This window comes from Streptomyces sp. NPDC107471, from assembly GCF_055582845.1.
Map to the genome: position 1 here is coordinate 943752 of NZ_JBVJPC010000003.1, position 17761 is coordinate 961512.

A 17761-nucleotide genomic window follows, 5' to 3' on the forward strand; every position below is an offset into this window, starting at 1 on the left:
TCATGAGCGAAAACTCCGCGCGGTCCGTCACCGTCGAGCGCACCAGCACCGGCCACTTCACCGCCACCAACACCCGGGGCGGCACGATCAGCTTCGGCACCGGCTCCGACAGCGAGTTCACCCCCGTCGAGCTGCTGCTCGCCGCGCTCGGCGGCTGCACGGCGGTCGACGTCGACCTCGCCACCAGCCGCCACTGCGAGCCCGACACCTTCTCGATCGCCGTGAGCGGCAACAAGGTCGCCGACGAACTCGGCAACCGGCTGACCGACCTCGCCGTCACCTTCACCGTGACCTTCCCCGACGGCGAGGGCGCGGACCGGGCCCGCGCCATCCTGCCCCGGGCGGTGAAGACCTCCCACGACCGCCTGTGCACGGTCAGCCGCACGGTCGAGATCGGCACACCGGTCACCGCGACCATCGAGGGCGCCTGACCTCTGCGTAGCCTGTCCCCGTGTCAGCCTCCCGCCTTCGCCGCGTCGCCGTTCTCGTCCTCGAAGGCGCCAAGCCGCTGGACGTCGGCATCCCCGCGCAGGTGTTCACCACGCGCGCGAGCATGCCGTACGAGGTACGGCTGTGCGGTGCGGCACCCGGGCTCGTGAGCGGCGGGGACGGGCTGTCGTACCACGTCGCCCACGGCCTGGAGGCGCTCGAGTGGGCGGACCTGGTGTTCATCCCCGGCTACCGGTTCCCGGACCGCGAGGACCCGCCGCCGGCCGTCGTCCAGGCCCTGGTCGCCGCCCACGCCCGGGGCGCGCGGCTCGCCGCCATCTCCACCGGCGCCTTCGCCCTGGCCGCGACCGGCCTGCTCGACGGCCGGCGCGCCACGACCCACTGGCACTACACGAGGGCCTTGGCGGCCAAGCACCCCCTCGTCCGGGTCGACGAGAACGTGCTCTTCGTCGACGAGGGCAGCGTGCTGACCTCGGCCGGCGCCGCCTCCGGCATCGACCTGTGCCTGCACGTCCTGCGCGGCGACCTCGGCGTGGCCGCGTCCAACCACGCCGCCCGACGCCTGGTCGCGGCCCCCTACCGCAGCGGCGGTCAGGCGCAGTACGTGCCGCGCAGCGTGCCCGAACCGCTCGGCGAGCGCTTCGCCGCGACCCGGGAGTGGGCCCTGCACCGGCTCGGGGAACCCCTCACCCTCGACATCCTGGCGCGCCAGGCCGCGGTGTCGCCGCGCACGTTCTCGCGCCGCTTCGTCGAGGAGACCGGCTACACGCCGATGCAGTGGGTCATGCGCGCCCGCATCGACCTGGCCCGCGAGCTCCTGGAGCGTTCGGAGCGCAGCGTCGAGCAGATCGCCACCGACGTCGGACTCGGAACCGGCGCGAATCTGCGGACGCACTTCCAGCGGATCCTGGGGACGACGCCCAGCGAGTACCGGCGCACCTTCACCCGGGGCGAGTAGCCCCCACCGCGCGCCCGCCCGCCTGGCGCGATCCTTTTGAACCGTGGCGATCCCGCCACTGTCAGCGAGCGACGCCGCGCGCGAGCCTGGTGGACATAGGGAAGGGACACCATTCATGACTCGCATCGCCATCAACGGATTCGGCCGTATCGGACGCAATGTGCTGCGCGCGCTCCTCGAACGCGACAGCACCCTGGAGATCGTCGCCGTCAACGACCTCACCGAACCCGCCACCCTCGCGAGGCTGCTCGCCTACGACAGCACGGCCGGCCGTCTCGGCCGCCCGGTGAGCGTCGACGGGAACACCCTGGTCGTCGACGGCCGCCGCATCACCGTGCTCGCCGAGCGCGAACCGGCGCAGCTTCCCTGGGCCGAGCTCGGCGTCGACATCGTGCTGGAGGCCACCGGCCGGTTCACCTCGGCCAAGGCGGCCCGCGCCCACCTCGACGCGGGCGCGCGGAAGGTCCTGGTCAGCGCACCCTCCGACGGCGCCGACGTCACCCTCGCGTACGGGGTCAACACCGACGCCTACGACCCGGACCTGCACACGATCGTCTCCAACGCGTCGTGCACGACCAACGCGCTCGCCCCGCTGGCCGCGGTCCTCGACGACCTCGCCGGCATCGAGCACGGCTTCATGACCACGGTGCACGCCTACACCCAGGAGCAGAACCTCCAGGACGGCCCGCACCGCGACCCCCGCCGCGCCCGCGCCGCCGGCGTCAACATCGTGCCCACCACGACCGGCGCCGCCAAGGCGATCGGGCTCGTGCTGCCCAACCTGGACGGGAAGCTGTCCGGCGACTCGATCCGCGTCCCGGTGCCGGTCGGCTCGATCGTCGAGCTCAACACGACCGTCGCCCGCGACGTGACCCGCGAGGACGTGCTCGCCGCGTACAGCACCGCTGCCGAGGGCCCCCTCGCCGGTGTCCTCGAGTACTCGGAGGACCCGCTGGTCTCCTCGGACATCACGGGCAACCCCGCCTCGTCGATCTTCGACTCGGCGCTCACCCGGGTCGAGGGCCGCCACGTCAAGGTCGTCGCCTGGTACGACAACGAGTGGGGCTTCTCGAACCGCGTGATCGACACCCTGGAGCTCCTGGCCAACGGCTGACCGGCCCGCGGACCCCTACGGCCGTGCGCGGCCCCGTCGACCTCATGCCGAGGCCGACGGGAGCCCGCACGGCCGAGCCGTTCCGGGCCTCAGAGGAAGGGCGTACCGGCGTCCAGCCCGGACAGCACCCTGCCGTACAGCTCCAGGTTGGCGGCGGGGTTGACGAAGGAGTGCAGGTTCAGGGCGTTCAGGTCCCGCACTGCCCGCTGCACCGGCTCCTCCAGCCGCAGGGACGACGCCCCGGACGCGGAACCGATCAGGTCCACCGCCTCCTTGCACAGCCGCGCCACATAACCGCTCTGGGCACGGATGCGAGCCCGTTCCTCCGTCGTGTAGGAGTTGCCGTCGGCGACCCGGGCGTCGATCAGCGAGACGTAGTCGGCGGTGAGCAGTTCGGCGCAGGAGACCTTCCTCGCCGCCTCGGCGAACTGCAGGTGCGTCACCGGTGCCTCGTGCTGACGCTCGTAGAACGTGTAGGTGATGCCCCGCTGGTGGATGCGGTCGCCGAACTCCGCCAGCGCCGCCCGGGCGGGGCCGAGGGCGCCGGCCGCCGTCCAGGGGCAGAACAGCAGGAGGACCGGCATGCCGTAGAAGGGGTCGGCGCCGTTGAGCCGGGACGGGAAGGAACCGCCCAGCAACGGCCCCAGCTCCAGGACCCGGTGGGCCGGGACATGGACGTCACGGGCCACGACGCTGTTGCTGCCGCTCCCGGCCAGTCCGGACACGTGCCAGTCGTCGAGCACGTCGAGGTCGGACATCGGAACGGCCGCCCACAGCAGACGCGGGGGGCGGCCGTCCCCCGGGTCGGCCACCGCGGTCAGCAGGTGCCAGTCGGAGTCCTGGCAGCCGGTGGCGAACGGCGAGGTGCCGTCGACCACGTAACCGCCGTCCACCGGACGGGCCTTGCCCTTCGGGACGAGGGTGCCGCTGACCCGTACGCCGGGGTCGGCGAAGATCTCGTCCTGCGCCTCGTCCGGGAAGAGCGCCGCGATGAACGCGCACCCGGCCTGGATGAGTGCCGTGAACCCGGTCGACCCGCACGCGGCCGAGACCTCGCTCAGCACGTCGACCTGCGTGCGCACCGAGGACTGGTGACCGCCGTACCGGCGGGGCACGTTCATGCGGTGGACCCCGGCGTCCGTGAGGGCTGCGACGACCTCTCCGGCCACCCGGCGCCGCTGTTCGGTGCGCACGGCGTGCGCACGGATGAGAGGCTGCAGTTTTCTTACGCGGTCGAGAAGTTCGGCGTCCGAGTTCGGTGCGGATGAACCAGCCAAGGCAAGACCTCCGGGCCCGATGCGCAGAAGAACCCTCACCGTGACGCCGAACCCGACGGGTGTCAACGTCCCCTCCGGGACGGAAGGTGCCCAAGTGGCCGCAGAAGAAGGTCAGTTGGCTGAGCAGCCCGGATTCACCACCGTCGTGGTGATCGGTGCCGGCCCGACCGGTACGACCGTCGCCACGCTGCGGTGCCAGCTCCTGGGGGCGCGGTGCCGGTTCCCGGCAACCTTTCCGGGCCCGGCGGCGACTGACGTGCGCAAGCGCCCTCCGTCGGAGGCCCGCACGGATCACCCAAGGACCCACCTGTGGCATCTCGTTCACATCGTTCCTCCTCGCGGGGCAGGCGGCGCACGGCCCTCGTCCCGGTCACCGTCGCCGCCGCCGTCGCGCTCGTGGCGGCGCTGATCCTCGCCTTCGGTCCCGACGGCGACACCGGCCCCGGCCCGGCCGCGGCCACGCCCGTCGCCGGCAGCCGGAGCACGCCCGCCACGACGACCGGGGAGCCGAGGACCGGCACGGCGTCCCCTTCGGCTTCGGCCCGCACCGGCAGCCCGAAGGCCACCGCGAGCACCGCCTCGCCCCGGCCGTCCACCACACCGGTCACCCGGCCGGCGCGGAAGGTGTCCGGTGCCGCCTCCCTGGCCGGACGGATCAAGCCGGGTGTCTCCTACGAGGGCGTGGCCACCTTCTACGACGTCGGCGACGGTGACGGCGCCTGTCTGTACGGCCCCACCGCCGACGTCATGACCGCCGCGATGAACCACGCCGACTACGAGACGTCCAAGGCGTGCGGGGCGTACCTCCTCGTCCGCGCCGGGAACGGGGCCTCCGTCACGGTCCGCATCACCAACGAGTGCCCGCTGCCCTGCGCACCCGGCCAACTCGACCTCAGCCCGCAGGCGTTCGCGAAGCTCGCCGACCCCGTGCAGGGCCGGATCCCGATCACCTGGAGCCTGCTGAGCCCGAGCACCTCCGACACGGTCTCGATCCGGTACAAGACCGGGTCGAGCCGCTACTGGTGCGGCATCCAGGCGATCGGCCACCGCAACCCGCTGGCACGACTGGAAGTGGAATCCGCCGCGGGATGGCGCGAATTGCCCCGCACCGAATACAACTACTTCCTCTCCGAGCAGGGCAGCGGGTGCGGTGGCGCGATCAGGATCACCGACATCTACGGCGAACGGCTGCGGATCGACGGCATCGGCGTCGCACCGGACGTCGTGCAGTCGACCCGGGTCCAGTTCGCCCGGCACTGACCGTCAGTTCAACAGCGCGCAGACCTCCACGAAGTCGTCGTGGGCCTCGCCGTACTGATGGGCGGCGAGGAGAAACATCGAACGGTCCGTCAGGGCACGGGCGACTACTTCTCTTTCGCCGAGGCGGCGGGTAAGGGAGACCTGTTCGTCGAATACCGGTCGCAGGGGCTGCAGAATGCGATGACCACGGATCCGCCTTCGCCGCCTCCCGAACTTCACCGAACTGCGCGTCGAGGGAATCCATACCCTCGACATAGGCCCGCTTGACATCAGGTGACCACTGGAGAAAGGCCGATCCGAAGGAGGGGCCGGCGCACTGGCGGACGGCACCGGTTCCGCCGTACGGCCCGACAGGGCGAACAGCGTGGTCCACCACGAGTGGATGTTGCTCCAGCTCTTGCGCTCCCCGGTGAGGTCGAGCTCGGCGAGCACGCCGAGGGCCTCCTGCCGGGCCGCCACGGCGTCGACGCCGCGGCGACGGCGTCCAGCATCCCGGCCCGGTGGACCAGTACCCACGTCAGGACGGCCATCGACGTGCGGTCCTCGGCGCAGGGCGCACAGTGGAGGCATGACCGCAGACGACAGGAACATCCTGGCCCGGGGGCGCGTGGCGACCCGGCTGCCCGCGCAGGACCTGGAACGGGCCCGGCGCTTCTACGCCGAGCGGCTGGGCCTGGAGCCCGTCGACGAACGCCCCGGCGGGCTGCTGTACCGCTGCGGGGGCACCGACTTCGCTCTCTTCCAGTCGACGGGTACCTCACCCGGCACCTTCACCCAGATGGGCTGGGAGGTCGACGACATCGACACGGTCGTCTCCCGACTCCGCGCGCGCGGAGTGGTCTTCGAGGAGGTCGACGTCCCCGGCCTGCGCACGAAGGACGGCATCGCCGACGTCGAGGGCAACTACCCGAGCAAGAACTCCCGGGGAGAGCGCGCGGCCTGGTTCCGGGACAGCGAGGGCAACCTGCTGGGCATCGGCGAGCCGGTGCGCTGAGCCGTACGGCCCGGACCTGTACCGGGTGTCGTGGGCAGGCAACGGATGTCACTGCCGTGTCACAGCACGCCGGGCCCCCACAACTTGTTCCGGGCCCGTCGTGTCGAACCCTGCGTTGCGACCAGAACCGGTCGGCCGACCAGCCGACTGACACACCATCACCATCCCACGGGGGGACCAGACATGAGCATCACCACGCGCACCACCCGGCGTACCGCGGGCTCCGCTGCCGTAGCGGCGGCCTCCTTCCTGCTGCTGGCGGGAGCGGGCATCCTGGCGGCACCGGCCGCCTTCGCGGGCGTCCCCGGCGGCACCTCCGCCGCCGACCGCAACAGCGACTTCGACGGCGACGGCTACAGCGACCTCCTCGTCGGCGTTCCGGAGGGCACCGTCGACGGCAAGGAGGGCGCCGGGTACGTCACCGTGCAGTACGGCGCCCCCAACGGCATCGGCACCAACACCACCGTGCCCAAGGGCGAGGTCCAGCTCCTCAGCCAGTCGACCAAGGGCGTGCCCGGCACCTCCGAGACCGGTGACCACTTCGGACAGGCCGTGGCGACCGGCGACCTCGACGGCGACGGCTACGACGACGCGGTCATCGGCACGCCCGGCGAGGACGAGGGCACCGTCGAGGACGCGGGCCGGGTGACCGTCGTCTACGGCTCCGCGCACGGCCTGGACACCGGGCGCACCGCCACCTTCACCGCCGCCACCCCCGCCGAGGGCGCCCGGTTCGGCCACTCGGTGGCCGCCGCCCGGTTCACCGGCGACATCGACGGCGACCAACTCGTCGTCCTGGACCAGAAGGTGGGCCTGCACGTCTTCACCTACCACGCGGGCGTCCTGCGCCAGGTCGGCACCCCGCACTCCACCGGCCACACCCTGCAGGCCGCCTACCTGACCACCGGTGACTACGACCGGGACGGCTTCGCCGACCTCGTCGTCTCCGGTTACAGCCCCGACGACGACTACACCAAGGGCTGGTCCGCCTACTACGCGGGCGGGGTCGAGGGCCTGAGCTACCGGCACGACCTGCACGGCGGCCTGGGCACCGCCTCCGGTGACGTCAACGGCGACGGCTACGACGACCTCGTCGTCGGCCAGCTCAGCGGCGTGGACGAGACGGCCGGTGCCGCGGACGCGCCCGGCGGGCTGGTCGGCGTCTACTACGGCGGCGAGGAGGGACCCGCCGGCACGGAGGGCCCCGGCACCGCCCCGCAGTGGTGGTCGCAGAACTCCCCGGACGTGCCCGGAGCGGGCGAGCAGGGCGACGCGTGGGGCAACGACCTGTCCGTCGCCGACGTCGACGGCGACGGCTTCGCCGACGTGGCGGTCGGCGCGCCCGGCGAGGACGCGGACGGCGAGCAGCGGGCGGGCGCGGTGTGGCTGCTGCGCGGCTCGCAGGAGGGCGTGACCGGCACCGGGTCCCAGTACTTCGACCAGAACTCCCCGGGCGTCCCCGGTGCCGCCGAGGCCGGTGACGGGTGGGGCGCCCAGGTGCGGCTCGTGGACACCGACGACGACGGCAGGGCCGAACTGGTGGCCGCGGCGCCCGACGAGAACGCCGGTGACGGCGCGGTGTGGCTGCTGCCCGCGAGCGGCGACGGCCTGCTCGCCGACGGTTCCCGTTCCTACGGCGCCGCCGCTCTCGGCGGCAGCGCCCACGGCGCCCACTTCGGCGCGGTCATCGACGAGTGAGTGCGGTGCGCCGGTTCGGGTGCGGTCACTCGGAGCTGCGGAGCGCCACCCAGGTGTCGTGCCCCACGACGCCGTCGGCGTCCAGGCCCCGATCGCCCTGGAAGGCGCGGACCGCGTTCTCCGTGCCGGACCCGAACTCACCGTACACGCCGGTGCCTCCCACGCCGTAGCCGCGCTCGGTCAGCATGCACTGGACCTGCTGCACGCGTTTGCCGCTGTCGCCGAGGCGTGTGCGTCCGTTGCCGTTGTAGTAGGTGCAGTCCGTGAGCCAGGGAGCGGTGTCGGTCCCGGTGGAGGGGCTGTCGGCGGAGGGGGCGGTGGTGGACGGCGTGGTGGACGGCTCGTTCCCGGTGGGCCGGGCTTCGGCGTCCCGGCCGTCGGCGGAGCCGGAGGCGTGGGGCTCCGCCGAGGTGGTCCCCGCCTCCGCCTCGCGGTCTGCCGCCACGGCGCCGTCGACATCCGGACGGCTGTGGCCGCCCGTGCTCGGGGAGAGCGAACCGGGGGCGGCGTCCCGGGGGCCGGTGCCCACCACCCGGCCGGCACTGGCCTTCGGCGAGGCGGCGGCCGGGGGGTCCTGCCGGACCAGCAGCAACGCCGTCGTGGCCACGACGCAGATCGTGACGGCCGCGACGGCGACGAGTAACCCCTTCCTCCGACCGCGGGAGGGGGGCGCCGGTGGGTCGGGCGGGGACTGGGGCGGGGCGCCCACGGCCTGCTCGGACAGCTCCGCCTCGGAGGGCTCCGGCGGGGGAACGGGCCGGAGGAAGGGTGCCACCTGGGGCGGGCGCGCGGACACAGCCGGCGGCAGGTCGCCGGGAGACCGTAGACAGCCCATCCGCGCGACCGGCAGATCGTGCAGCGTGTCGTACGCCCGCTGCCGGGCCAGCACCGTGCCGCCCAGCGGCTCCGGCCAGGCGGAGGCCATGGCATGGTCCCGGGCGGCCTCGACCAGCTCCCGTGGGCCGGGCCGCCGTGCGGGGTCCTTGTCCAGGCAGGCGGTCAGCAGGGCACCGAGCTCCTCGTCCGCCGCCGAGAGCTCACCGACGACCTCGGGGTTCGGGTCCTCGTACGCCACGCGGTGCATCACGTCGACGCCCGTGCCGTCGCCGAACGGGGCACGTCCCGTGGTCGCGTAGACCAGTGTCCCGGCCAGCGAGAAGACGTCCGACGCCGTGTCGGAGCGGCCCTCCCGCAGATGCTCCGGGGACATGTAGGCCGGGGTCCCCACCCGGTTGCCGGTGCCGGTGATCGCGCTGGCGTCGGCGGCCTTCGAGATCCCGAAGTCGATCACGTGGGCACCGCGGACCGACAGCAGTACGTTGGACGGCTTCAGGTCGCGGTGCACGATCTCCTCGTCGGCGAGTCCCGCGAGTGCCTGCCCCAGCTCCGCCAGCAGCCGCCACACCGCGGCCGTCCCCAGGGCGCCGTACTCCTTCACGGCCTCCGCGAGGTCGAAGCCCGGGAGGTACTCCGTGGCCATCCACAGCAGTTCGTCCTCGAAGCCGGTGCCGCACAGGCGCGGTGCGTGCGGTGTCCGCAGGCGGGCGTGGACGGCTGCCTCGCGCTCGAACCGGCGCCGGAACCTGGGGTCCTCCGAGTACTCCGGCCTGATCACCTTCACCGCGACCAGCCCGGGACTGTCGTCCGCGGGGCGCGCCAGGTAGACCCGTCCCATGCCGCCGCTGCCGAGCAGCGCCACCGGGGCGTAGGGGCCGACGCGCCTCGGGTCGCCGAGCCGCAGGGGCAGGGCACCGGTCTGCCGCAGCGCGGCAGCCGCGTCGTCCGCCGACGCCGACCGCTGTACCGACAAGAAGGCCCCCGAAGTCACGTTCGATGCACGCCAGTTCACCCCCAGTGAAAGACGAGGGTAACTCAGCTCGCGCACGTGTTCAGGAAATCGCCCACCTCCGTCACGCGGGGCGCCGACCAGGCGAGCGCCGTCCCCCTCGAAGCGGTCGCCGACGTCTGCCATGCCGACGACCGGTGATGCGGGAATGAACCCGTGGCGCGTGCATGTTGTCCACCGCCGTCCGACTCTCCAGCCCCCGGGTCAGAAAGCAGGCTCATGACGTCCTCGCCCCGTATGATGCGCGCCGTCCAGCTCATCGCTCCCGGCCCCGTGGAGAACCTGCGGCCGACCACGCTCCCGCTGCCGCCCGAGCGGGACGGCTGGGTGCGCATCCGCGTCGAGGCGTTCGGCCTCAACCGCTCGGAACTGAAACTCCGCCTCGGGGTGAGCGTGGGCGTCACCTTTCCCCGGGTGCCGGGCATCGAGGCCGCCGGCACCGTCGCCGCGGCCCCGGCCGGCAGCGGTCTCGTGCCCGGGCAGAAGGTCGTCGCGATGATGGGGGACATGGGGCGCACCTACGACGGCGGCTACGCCGAGTACACGTCGGTGCCGCTGACCCAGGTGATCCCCGTCGACACGGACCTGCCCTGGGAGGTGCTGGGCGCCCTGCCGGAGATGGTGCAGACCGCCTACGGCTCGCTCACCGTCGGACTGGACCTCAGGCCCGGCCAGTCCGTGCTGATCCGCGGCGGCACCTCCTCGGTCGGCCTGGCGGCCGCCGCGCTGGCCACCTGGCGCGGCGCCACGGTGCTGTCCACCACCCGGCGACCCGACCGCCTCGCCCTGCTGGCGCGGCACGGTGTCGACCACCCGCTGCTCGACACCGGCGAGATCGCACCCGCCGTGCGCGCGCTGTACCCGCACGGCGTCGACGCCGCCCTCGACCTCGTCGGCACCCCGACCCTGCGTGACACCCTGCGCGCGGTGCGCGTCCACGGCACGGGCTGCTTCGGCGGCAGCCTCTCCAACCAGTGGACGGTGCGGGACTTCTCCCCGAACGAGTACCTGCCGAGGGGGGTACGTCTCGCGGGCTACTTCGGCGACGCGTCCGACCTGCCCCGGGCGGCCTTCCAGGAGATCCTGGACGCGGTCGCCGCCGGGCGGCTGACCTTCCCCGTCGACCGGGTCTACGACGGTCTCGACCAGGTTGCGCAGGCGCACGACGACATGGAGCACGACCGCGCCACCGGCAAGCTGGTCGTCCGCGTCCGGCACGAGGACCGGTGAACCGTCGTCCGCCCGGGGCCGCAGCGGAGGTCCGAGCTCGGCCGGCACTCGGTGCACAGGAGTAGCACGGGTGGAGCTGGGGACTTGAAGGTCAGGTCGGCGTGGCGGCGTACCCATGGGGGCCGCACCGGCCAGGCTTCTCCGGTTCAGACAACGAGCCGGGGAGGCCGCGTCACCGTCTCGCGGGCGGACGCGGGTGCGGGTGTGGGTTGATCGTGAGCCCCCGTACCTGCGCCGCCGTGGAGCCCGAGCAGATGCGCCTCCTGCCGACCCGTCGGCTGCGCAGGACCGCAGGTCTCGGGCCGGGGGCGTTCCGGCGCGGCGGTCCGGAGGGGGTCGGCGGTAGGGTGGCCGCACCGGTGGAGGTGGGTGGTGGCGGTGGAGTGGCGGGAGTTCGCCGAGGCGATGGCCCAGCTCGCGCGGAACTTGCTGGCGCAGGAGTCGGTGCAGGGCACCCTGGACGAGATCGCCGAGTCGGCGGTCCGCCTGGTCGAGGGCTGCGACGCGGCCGGAATCCTGGCCGTCCGTAAGGGCCGGGCGGTCACGTTGTCGTCGTGCGGCGACGTGGTGGAGGCCTCCGACCGGTTGCAGGGTGAGCTGGCCGAGGGCCCGTGCTTCGATCTCGCCGCCCGCGCCAACGGCGAGAAGGGGGAACGCGTCTTCCGGATCGCGGACCTCACCGAGCCGCAACCGTCCTGGCCGCGGTTCGCCGCGGCGGCCCGTGACCTCGGTATCGGCAGCATGACCGGGGTGCTGCTCTACACCCACGACGACGACTTCGGCGCGCTGAACCTGTACGCCCGCCGCCCCGGCGCCTTCGACAAGGACATCGAGACCGCCGGCTGGATGCTGGCCTCGCACGCGGCCGTCGCCCTGGCCGACGCCCGCACCATCGACCAGCTCGAGGACGCCATGAAAACCCGGCACGCCATCGGTGAGGCCATGGGCATCCTGATGGAGCGGCACAGGCTGAGCGAGGACGACGCCTTCAGTGTGCTGCGCCGCATCTCGCAGCAGCACAACATCAAGCTGCGCGACGTCGCCCAGCGGGTCCGCGGCGACCGCCCCGGTCAGGCCTGATCGTTCACCGTCCGGCGTACGCGGGCGTGAGCCCGAGCGCGCACGGCCTGCGTAGGCGCCCCGTGCCCGGGTAGCCGCAAGAGCGGCAACCGATCACGAGTGGTGAACGCGACGAAAGAGCTCCACATGATCATCCCGCTGATGATGCAGGCGGCAGGTGAGACGGGCAGGGACGATCATGCCAGGCTGCGCTACGCGGCGGCGTGGGGTCCTGACACTCCGCACGCCGTGGAGGCGCGACGGGATGTGCGCGCCGTCCTCGCCCACGCTCCGTGCGGCGACCGCCCCGCCGTCCCCGCGTCCCGGGTCACGGACGCCGAGCTCGTCGTCAGCGAGCTCGTCACGAACGTTCTGCGGCACGCTCCCGGCCCCTGCGCCCTGACACTGCGGCTGACCGGCACAGAGCTGTCGATCAGCCTGTACGACACCTCGCCGGACGCGCCGGTGGTCAGGCCGCCCGACCGCGGCCGCGTCGGCGGTCACGGTCTGTACCTGGTGCACTCGATCAGTGACCGGGTCGTCGTGACTCCCCGTGGCAGAGGCAAGGAGATCACCGCTCACCTGCGCCTGGTGGCGCGCGAGGACTCCGATCCCGGCGAGGTCAGCGGGCGGGCACGGGCCTGATTCCGGGGCAGGTCACGGCTGGGGCGTCCCGCCGTCCCGGCGCGCGGTGACCAGCCAGGCACGGGAGTCGAACCACACGCCGTCACCGGTGTCGTGTGCTTCGAGCGTCGCCCGCAGGCGGTCGACGGCGCGTTCGGCCGACGCGGCATCGAGAGCGGCGATCCATTCCTCCGCCATGCGCAGCCGCAGGACGGAGGCGAGCGCGTGCTCGGCGTCCGGGCCGTAGCAGACGGGCTCGCGCACGTCGGCGACCTCGACCGCGGTGAAGCCGGCCCCGGTCAGGATCCCGGCCGTGACGTGCGGGTCGGCCAGGGTGAAGGGGTCGTCGGCCGTGGAGCCGGACCCCGACGACGGGTGCCCCTGCGCGAGCGCCGCCCGCATGGCGTTGTACCACTCCTGACGGTCCGGGGCCTGCCAGACGAGTTGCACGAACCGTGCGCCCGGACGCAGGGCTCGCCCGATGTTGGCGAAGGCGGCGGCCGGGTCGGCGAAGAACATCGTGCCGTACCGGCTGACGGCCAAGGTGAAGTGCTCCGGCTCGAACGCGTGGGCCTGGGCGTCGCCCTGCACGAAGTCGGCGTTGCGGAGCCCCTCCGCCGCGGCCTGCCGGCGGGCCCGCGTCAGCATCGCGCCCGAGACGTCGATACCGAGGGCGGTACCCGGCGACGCCGCGCGGGCCGCGTCCCGGGTGGTCAGCCCCGCGCCGCAGCCGATGTCGAGGACACGGTCACCGGGGCGGACGTCGAGGGCCTCCAGCAGCCGCTCGTGATGACGGGCGAGCTCCGAGTCGTAGTCGAACACAGGGACCAGCTCCTCACGGTGTCGAGCCGCGCATCCGGGGCCCACTCTGCCAGCCACCACGCGTCCGCTCATCACGTCGACATCGCTTTCGAGGTCGCGGCAGCCTCCGCGGGCCCCTAGTGCAGGGCGGTCGGCCGCTGGGGTCGGGACTCAGGGGGTTCCCAGATACGTCGTGGCCTCGACGTCGTGCAGGTGGATGAGGATGTCGTGCGCCCGGCCGAAGGCGGTCGTGTACTTCACGGGGTCCGGCCACCCGGCGCCGATGTTCCAGGTGGCGCGCTCCTCGCGCAGCCAGGTGCGCGCCGGTTCGGGGGCCGTGCGCAGGTCGAGTACGTAGTCGTCCTGGCGGGCCCTGTCGAGGGTGCGCTCGTTGGAACCGGGCTGCGCGGCGCCCACGCGGTAGGTGCGCATCACGTTGTCCGCCGTACCGAACGCCTTGAAGGAGCCATGGTAGAAGCTGAAGCCGATGCTGACGTAGTCCCTGCCCAACGCGTCGCGCAGGAAGGCGCCTTGGGTCTTGGGGTACCGGGCGTCGAACGAGTCGTAGGACACGTGGGTGTTGTGGGCCGACAGCAGGGTCCGGTCGCCGGTGTGCCGGTGCCACCAGGCCACGTTCTCGGCCATGACCTGGTCGCGCAGCCTCATCATCTGCGCCACCTGGTCCTCGTCGTCGAAGTCGAAGGCCATGCCCCTGGCCATCTGGTGGATGGCCCGGGCATGTTGGACCATCCACCCGTGGTCGCGCTGGTCGGCACCGGGGGCGGGGCGCTGTTTCCGCAGGAGTTCGTACACCTCGCCGGTCCGCGCCGCCCGTTCCTGGCGTTCGGCGAGCGGCAGCTCGAAGTACTCCGCGCTGTAGGTGCCGGCGTCGGTGGTCGGCGCGAGTCCGCGGTACAGGTCGGTGACGCGGTCCAGGAGCCGCGGGTACCTGCGGGCTACGTAGTCGGTAACCCGCTCGTACAGCTCGGGACCGGCGTAGCCCATGTCGTCGCCCACGAACTGCACGGGGTCGCCCGGGTGACGCAGGTTGTAAGCCCGCAACCACTCGATGAGGTCGAGGTAGTCCTGGTTGTTCCAGATCCGGTACGACCCCTGGAACTCCTCGCGCGCGATGTCCTTCAGGTCGCCCTTCCCGTACAGCACGTACTCGTTGAGCCGCACCCCGCTGCTCCAGGGCAGTTCCAGGGCGAAGGTACGGAAGCCCTTCTCCTCGACCAGGTAACGGAAGAGCCGGTGCTTCATACGGAAGAAGTCCCGCGAACCGTGGGTGGCCTCGCCCAGGCCCACCACTTCGGCGCCGCCGATCATCCTCCCCAGCGCCCCCAAGTCCCGCAGACTGCCACCGGGATCAGTGCTCCTGAGCGGGTGGGCGCCGCGTTCGAGAGCGGCGACCACACGCCTTTCGTCCTGCGCGGCGGCCGAGGGCCTCGACACCGCGACGGAGGCGGGCGACCCGTGTGCCGAGTCGGCGACGGCCGGAGCGCCGAGGACCGCCGCGCCGACGGAGAGGAGGACGGAGGAGATCACTACTGCCTTGTGTCGTTTCATGGTTGTAGGTTTTCGCGCGACCGGGGTGCGTCACCAACCCCTACGCTGCCCACGTGCGGGTACCGCAGGCACTACCTCGCCCGGCGCCGTCGCTGGGACCGGCCCCTTGCTAGGGTGCGCCGATGTCAATGATCAGGCAGATCCAGATCACCTTCGACTGCGCGGAACCCCAACGCGTCGCTCGCTTCTGGTGCGAGGTGCTGGGGTACGTCGTACCGGACCCGCCCGAGGGGTACGCGACCTGGGAGGAGTACGACCGCACCCTGCCGGCCGAGGACCGGGGTGCGTGGTCCGCGTGTGTCGATCCCTCGGGCGTCGGTCCGCGCCTGTTCTTCCAACGTGTCCCCGAGGGCAAGGTCGTCAAGAACCGCGTGCACCTCGACGTCCGCGCCGGTACCGGGCTCGTAGGTGCGGAGCGTCTGGCGACGCTGGAGGCCGAGTGCGCGCGCCTGGTAGCCCTCGGCGCGACACGCGAGCGACTGCTGCCCGCGGACGAGGACAACGAGTCGTGCATCGTGATGCGGGACGTCGAGGGAAATGAGTTCTGTCTGGACTGAGCGTCTGTGTAGGGGAGTTGGTGGGGCGGGGGTCGAGGGTGACGCGGTGCGTGCAGAGGGCGTCGAGGTCGGCATGGTTCAGGGCGCCCGCCCCACTCCACGGGCCTCCGGTTGCTCACGCAGTGGAACGTCGTTGCGCAGCCACTCACTCAGCAGCTCCACACTCGCACTGTCGGCCGCGTCGGCCGAGATCATCACGTTCGTCACCCAGCTCATAGCGAACGTTGTATGCCGGGTTCCGCCCGGGAGGCCGCTCACCGCTTGGTTTGTCTGGGCTGTTGGCCGGGTGGTTGTTGGGTCGACTCGGCCTCCTGGGCGTCTCTGGTGAGTTTCGCGATCTTCGTCTGTGCTGCGGTGATGCCGCGGAGGATGAGGCGGAGGTGGGTGGTGGACTGGGGGACGGCGGCCTGGAGTTCTGACAGTCGGCGTTGCTGTGCGGCGAGTTCGGCTCTGAGGCGGGCGGCCCGGTCGGGTGGTGGGGGAGGGGCCTCGCCGTTGAAGACGATGTTGTGCAGGGGCCGTTCGGAATGGACGGCCTCGCGTTCGGCAGCGTGGGCGTCGTGGGGGTAGTCGATCCGTACGCCGATGACACGGGAACCCCAGGGCTGTTGTTGCAGGTGGGTGCGGATACGGGTGAGCGGGCAGGTGGAGATGCCGACGTACAGCAGGCCTTCGAGTCCGTAGAGGCGGTACAGGGCGGTGCGGCCGGCGGTGTGCAGGCTGCCTTCCTCGTCGAACAGGCTGCGCAGGAACTGAGTGTCGATGTCGGTCATGACGCGGCCTCTCTCGCAGCTCGGGGCGCGCGGTGTCCGCCGCTGCCGGACCGCACCGGCAGGCAGGCAGGCATTGCCATGCCCCCCGGAACCGGTGGCGACCGCGCGCCGTGTGTCCGTCCCCTCACGGTCCCACGAGGGTGTGACAGTGCCGTGGGGGCCGGCTCGCCAGGTCTCGGCGGGGCAGGCGTGCGGACTGCTGGAGTGGTGCGGGATCACTCATGGGGCTGAATGCTCCTTCTGCCGTGTCGAGAACGCGGTGCCCGCTCCGTCCCGGAGGTGACAGTGACCGACGGACCGCACGATCAAGAAGGAGCACCCTGTGACGATTCAGCGGATGGACAACGTAGGCATCGTCGTCGACGACCTGGAGGCTGCCGTCGCCTTCTTCACCGAGCTCGGCATGGAGCTGGAGGGCGAAGCGCAGATCGGGGGGATCACAGCGGACCGGATGGTCGGTCTGGACGGCGTCCGCAGCGCCATCGCGATGATGCGCACCCCGGACGGCCACGGCAAGCTGGAGTTGACCAAGTTTCACGCCCCCGCGGCGGTCACCGCCGGCCCGCCGAATCCGCCGGCCAACACACTCGGCCTGCACCGCGTCATGTTCGCCGTCGACGACATCGACGACACGATCACCCGCCTGCGCCGTCATGGCGCCGCACTCCTCGGCGAAGTGGCGCAGTACGAGAACAGCTACCGACTCTGCAACCTCCGCGGCCCCTCGGGCATCATCGTCGCCCTGGCCGAACGGATCGGCTAGCTCCTGGCCGGCCCGGCGAGCGTCGGCACCTGTCTCAAGCCGCGGCCATCACGGTCACGGCACCAACCTCCGACTGCGTCAGAGGGCGTACCGCCGGCTCGCGGCCGCGACGGACGGCGAAGACGTAGAGGCGCAGGACGACGAAGCGGCCCAGGCCCGCGAGGCCGGAGGCGCCGAGGTAGACGAGCTGCTCGGTCAGCAGGGTGGGCGAGGCCGCGACCAGGTGAAGGACGCAGACGGCCGCGGTGGTGGCGAGGTACGCGACGCTCGCCGAGCCGGCGGACTGCCAGTGCTCCCGCCACCCCGCGCGGCGCCCGGTGCCGAAGGTGAAACGGGCGTGCAGCTCGGTGCACAGCAGGGTGGACGCGACGGTGACGAGCGCGTTGGCGACCGCCCAGGGCAGGGTCAGGGCCAGCAGCGGAACCGCCAGGCCGGACAGGACCCCGACGCCGCCTCCGAGGATCACGAACCGTAGGAAGGAGACGACGGGGTTGGGCGCGGCCGGGGTCGCCGTCTCGGGCTTCTGGATGAGCGGCGACGTCATGAGGGTGGTCCTTTCAGAGGCTGCGGGCGGTGATGTCGCCCTGGGTGGTGATGGCGCGGACGGTGAGGGCGGGGTGGGGGCCGTCGGTGTTCTTGAGGGTGTTGTGGACGCGGCCGTGGGTGGTGCCGGCGTCGAGGGCGGCGGAGGCTGCGGTGGCGAGGGTGATGTCGCCTTGCTGGGTGGTGAGTTCGAGGGTGCCGGTGACGGCTTCGTGGACGGTGATGTCGCCGCGCTGGGTGGTGAT

General features: G+C 72.1%; 20 protein-coding genes. 11 read left to right on the forward strand and 9 right to left on the reverse strand.

Annotated features, from left to right (window positions below; genetic code table 11):
* The first annotated feature begins 2 nt into the window (after positions 1-2).
* The 3 genes from ACZ66S_RS13830 to gap all read left to right on the forward strand — a co-directional run bounded on the left by ACZ66S_RS13830 (position 3) and on the right by gap (position 2522).
* Positions 3-431, forward strand: a complete 429-nt coding sequence (locus tag ACZ66S_RS13830) for an OsmC family protein (protein WP_469901695.1) — start codon at positions 3-5, stop codon at positions 429-431.
* Between the two features lie 20 nt (positions 432-451).
* Complete coding sequence (locus tag ACZ66S_RS13835) at positions 452-1408, forward strand: GlxA family transcriptional regulator (protein ID WP_469901696.1); 957 nt, start codon at positions 452-454, stop codon at positions 1406-1408.
* Positions 1409-1523: 115 nt separating this feature from the next.
* Positions 1524-2522, forward strand: coding sequence for a type I glyceraldehyde-3-phosphate dehydrogenase (gene gap, locus ACZ66S_RS13840; RefSeq protein WP_469901697.1), 999 nt, complete (start codon positions 1524-1526; stop codon positions 2520-2522).
* 89 nt (positions 2523-2611) lie between these two features.
* Here the strand turns inward: gap and ACZ66S_RS13845 are convergent, their stop codons facing one another.
* Positions 2612-3838, reverse strand: coding sequence for an acyl-CoA dehydrogenase family protein (locus ACZ66S_RS13845; RefSeq protein ID WP_469901753.1), 1227 nt, complete (start codon positions 3836-3838; stop codon positions 2612-2614).
* A 270-nt stretch (positions 3839-4108) separates the two neighbouring features.
* On the opposite strand from ACZ66S_RS13845, the gene ACZ66S_RS13850 reads away from it, so the two are divergent.
* On the forward strand, positions 4109-5059 hold the full coding sequence (locus tag ACZ66S_RS13850; protein ID WP_469901698.1) for an expansin EXLX1 family cellulose-binding protein: 951 nt from the start codon (positions 4109-4111) through the stop codon (positions 5057-5059).
* Between the two features lie 3 nt (positions 5060-5062).
* Here the strand turns inward: ACZ66S_RS13850 and ACZ66S_RS13855 are convergent, their stop codons facing one another.
* Complete coding sequence (locus ACZ66S_RS13855; RefSeq protein WP_469901699.1) at positions 5063-5491, reverse strand: hypothetical protein; 429 nt, start codon at positions 5489-5491, stop codon at positions 5063-5065.
* Positions 5492-5627: 136 nt separating this feature from the next.
* On the opposite strand from ACZ66S_RS13855, the gene ACZ66S_RS13860 reads away from it, so the two are divergent.
* Both ACZ66S_RS13860 and ACZ66S_RS13865 read left to right on the forward strand, forming a co-directional pair.
* Entirely contained in the window at positions 5628-6053 is a 426-nt protein-coding gene (locus ACZ66S_RS13860; RefSeq protein WP_469901700.1) for a VOC family protein, read from the forward strand.
* A 183-nt stretch (positions 6054-6236) separates the two neighbouring features.
* Positions 6237-7751, forward strand: a complete 1515-nt coding sequence (locus ACZ66S_RS13865; RefSeq protein WP_469901701.1) for an FG-GAP repeat protein — start codon at positions 6237-6239, stop codon at positions 7749-7751.
* Positions 7752-7776: 25 nt separating this feature from the next.
* On the opposite strand, the gene ACZ66S_RS13870 is transcribed toward ACZ66S_RS13865, so the two are convergent.
* A complete protein-coding gene (locus ACZ66S_RS13870; protein WP_469901702.1) occupies positions 7777-9561 on the reverse strand; it encodes a protein kinase domain-containing protein in 1785 nt (594 codons plus the stop codon).
* A gap of 255 nt (positions 9562-9816) precedes the next feature.
* Between ACZ66S_RS13870 and ACZ66S_RS13875 the strand changes: the two genes are divergently transcribed.
* The 3 genes from ACZ66S_RS13875 to ACZ66S_RS13885 all read left to right on the forward strand — a co-directional run bounded on the left by ACZ66S_RS13875 (position 9817) and on the right by ACZ66S_RS13885 (position 12531).
* Entirely contained in the window at positions 9817-10827 is a 1011-nt protein-coding gene (locus ACZ66S_RS13875; RefSeq protein WP_469901703.1) for a zinc-binding dehydrogenase, read from the forward strand.
* A 378-nt stretch (positions 10828-11205) separates the two neighbouring features.
* Entirely contained in the window at positions 11206-11907 is a 702-nt protein-coding gene (locus tag ACZ66S_RS13880; protein WP_469901754.1) for a GAF and ANTAR domain-containing protein, read from the forward strand.
* Positions 11908-12033: 126 nt separating this feature from the next.
* Positions 12034-12531 (forward strand): ATP-binding protein, encoded by a 498-nt coding sequence (locus ACZ66S_RS13885; protein ID WP_469901704.1) that lies wholly within the window; start codon positions 12034-12036, stop codon positions 12529-12531.
* A 12-nt stretch (positions 12532-12543) separates the two neighbouring features.
* Here the strand turns inward: ACZ66S_RS13885 and ACZ66S_RS13890 are convergent, their stop codons facing one another.
* Together ACZ66S_RS13890 and ACZ66S_RS13895 are read right to left on the reverse strand one after the other, a co-directional pair.
* The gene (locus ACZ66S_RS13890; RefSeq protein WP_469901705.1) at positions 12544-13332 is read right to left on the reverse strand and encodes a class I SAM-dependent methyltransferase; all 789 of its coding nucleotides are present in this window, start codon (positions 13330-13332) and stop codon (positions 12544-12546) included.
* Between the two features lie 150 nt (positions 13333-13482).
* Positions 13483-14880, reverse strand: coding sequence for an erythromycin esterase family protein (locus ACZ66S_RS13895; RefSeq protein WP_469901706.1), 1398 nt, complete (start codon positions 14878-14880; stop codon positions 13483-13485).
* A 122-nt stretch (positions 14881-15002) separates the two neighbouring features.
* Here ACZ66S_RS13895 and ACZ66S_RS13900 point away from each other — a divergent pair, with 122 nt between their 5' ends.
* Positions 15003-15437, forward strand: coding sequence for a VOC family protein (locus tag ACZ66S_RS13900; RefSeq protein WP_469901707.1), 435 nt, complete (start codon positions 15003-15005; stop codon positions 15435-15437).
* A gap of 78 nt (positions 15438-15515) precedes the next feature.
* On the opposite strand, the gene ACZ66S_RS13905 is transcribed toward ACZ66S_RS13900, so the two are convergent.
* Together ACZ66S_RS13905 and ACZ66S_RS13910 are read right to left on the reverse strand one after the other, a co-directional pair.
* Positions 15516-15653, reverse strand: a complete 138-nt coding sequence (locus tag ACZ66S_RS13905; protein WP_469901708.1) for a hypothetical protein — start codon at positions 15651-15653, stop codon at positions 15516-15518.
* A 38-nt stretch (positions 15654-15691) separates the two neighbouring features.
* Positions 15692-16210 carry a GIY-YIG nuclease family protein gene (locus tag ACZ66S_RS13910; protein WP_469901709.1) on the reverse strand — a complete coding sequence of 173 codons (519 nt, stop codon included), beginning with the start codon at positions 16208-16210 and terminating at the stop codon, positions 15692-15694.
* A 337-nt stretch (positions 16211-16547) separates the two neighbouring features.
* Between ACZ66S_RS13910 and ACZ66S_RS13915 the strand changes: the two genes are divergently transcribed.
* Positions 16548-16973: a VOC family protein gene (locus ACZ66S_RS13915; protein ID WP_469901710.1), complete on the forward strand. Its 426-nt coding sequence runs from the start codon at positions 16548-16550 to the stop codon at positions 16971-16973.
* Between the two features lie 34 nt (positions 16974-17007).
* Here the strand turns inward: ACZ66S_RS13915 and ACZ66S_RS13920 are convergent, their stop codons facing one another.
* Together ACZ66S_RS13920 and ACZ66S_RS13925 are read right to left on the reverse strand one after the other, a co-directional pair.
* Positions 17008-17517, reverse strand: coding sequence for a GtrA family protein (locus ACZ66S_RS13920; protein WP_469901711.1), 510 nt, complete (start codon positions 17515-17517; stop codon positions 17008-17010).
* A gap of 13 nt (positions 17518-17530) precedes the next feature.
* Positions 17531-17761 (reverse strand): DUF4097 family beta strand repeat-containing protein (locus ACZ66S_RS13925; protein ID WP_469901712.1); only part of this gene is annotated, 231 nt, incomplete at its 5' end.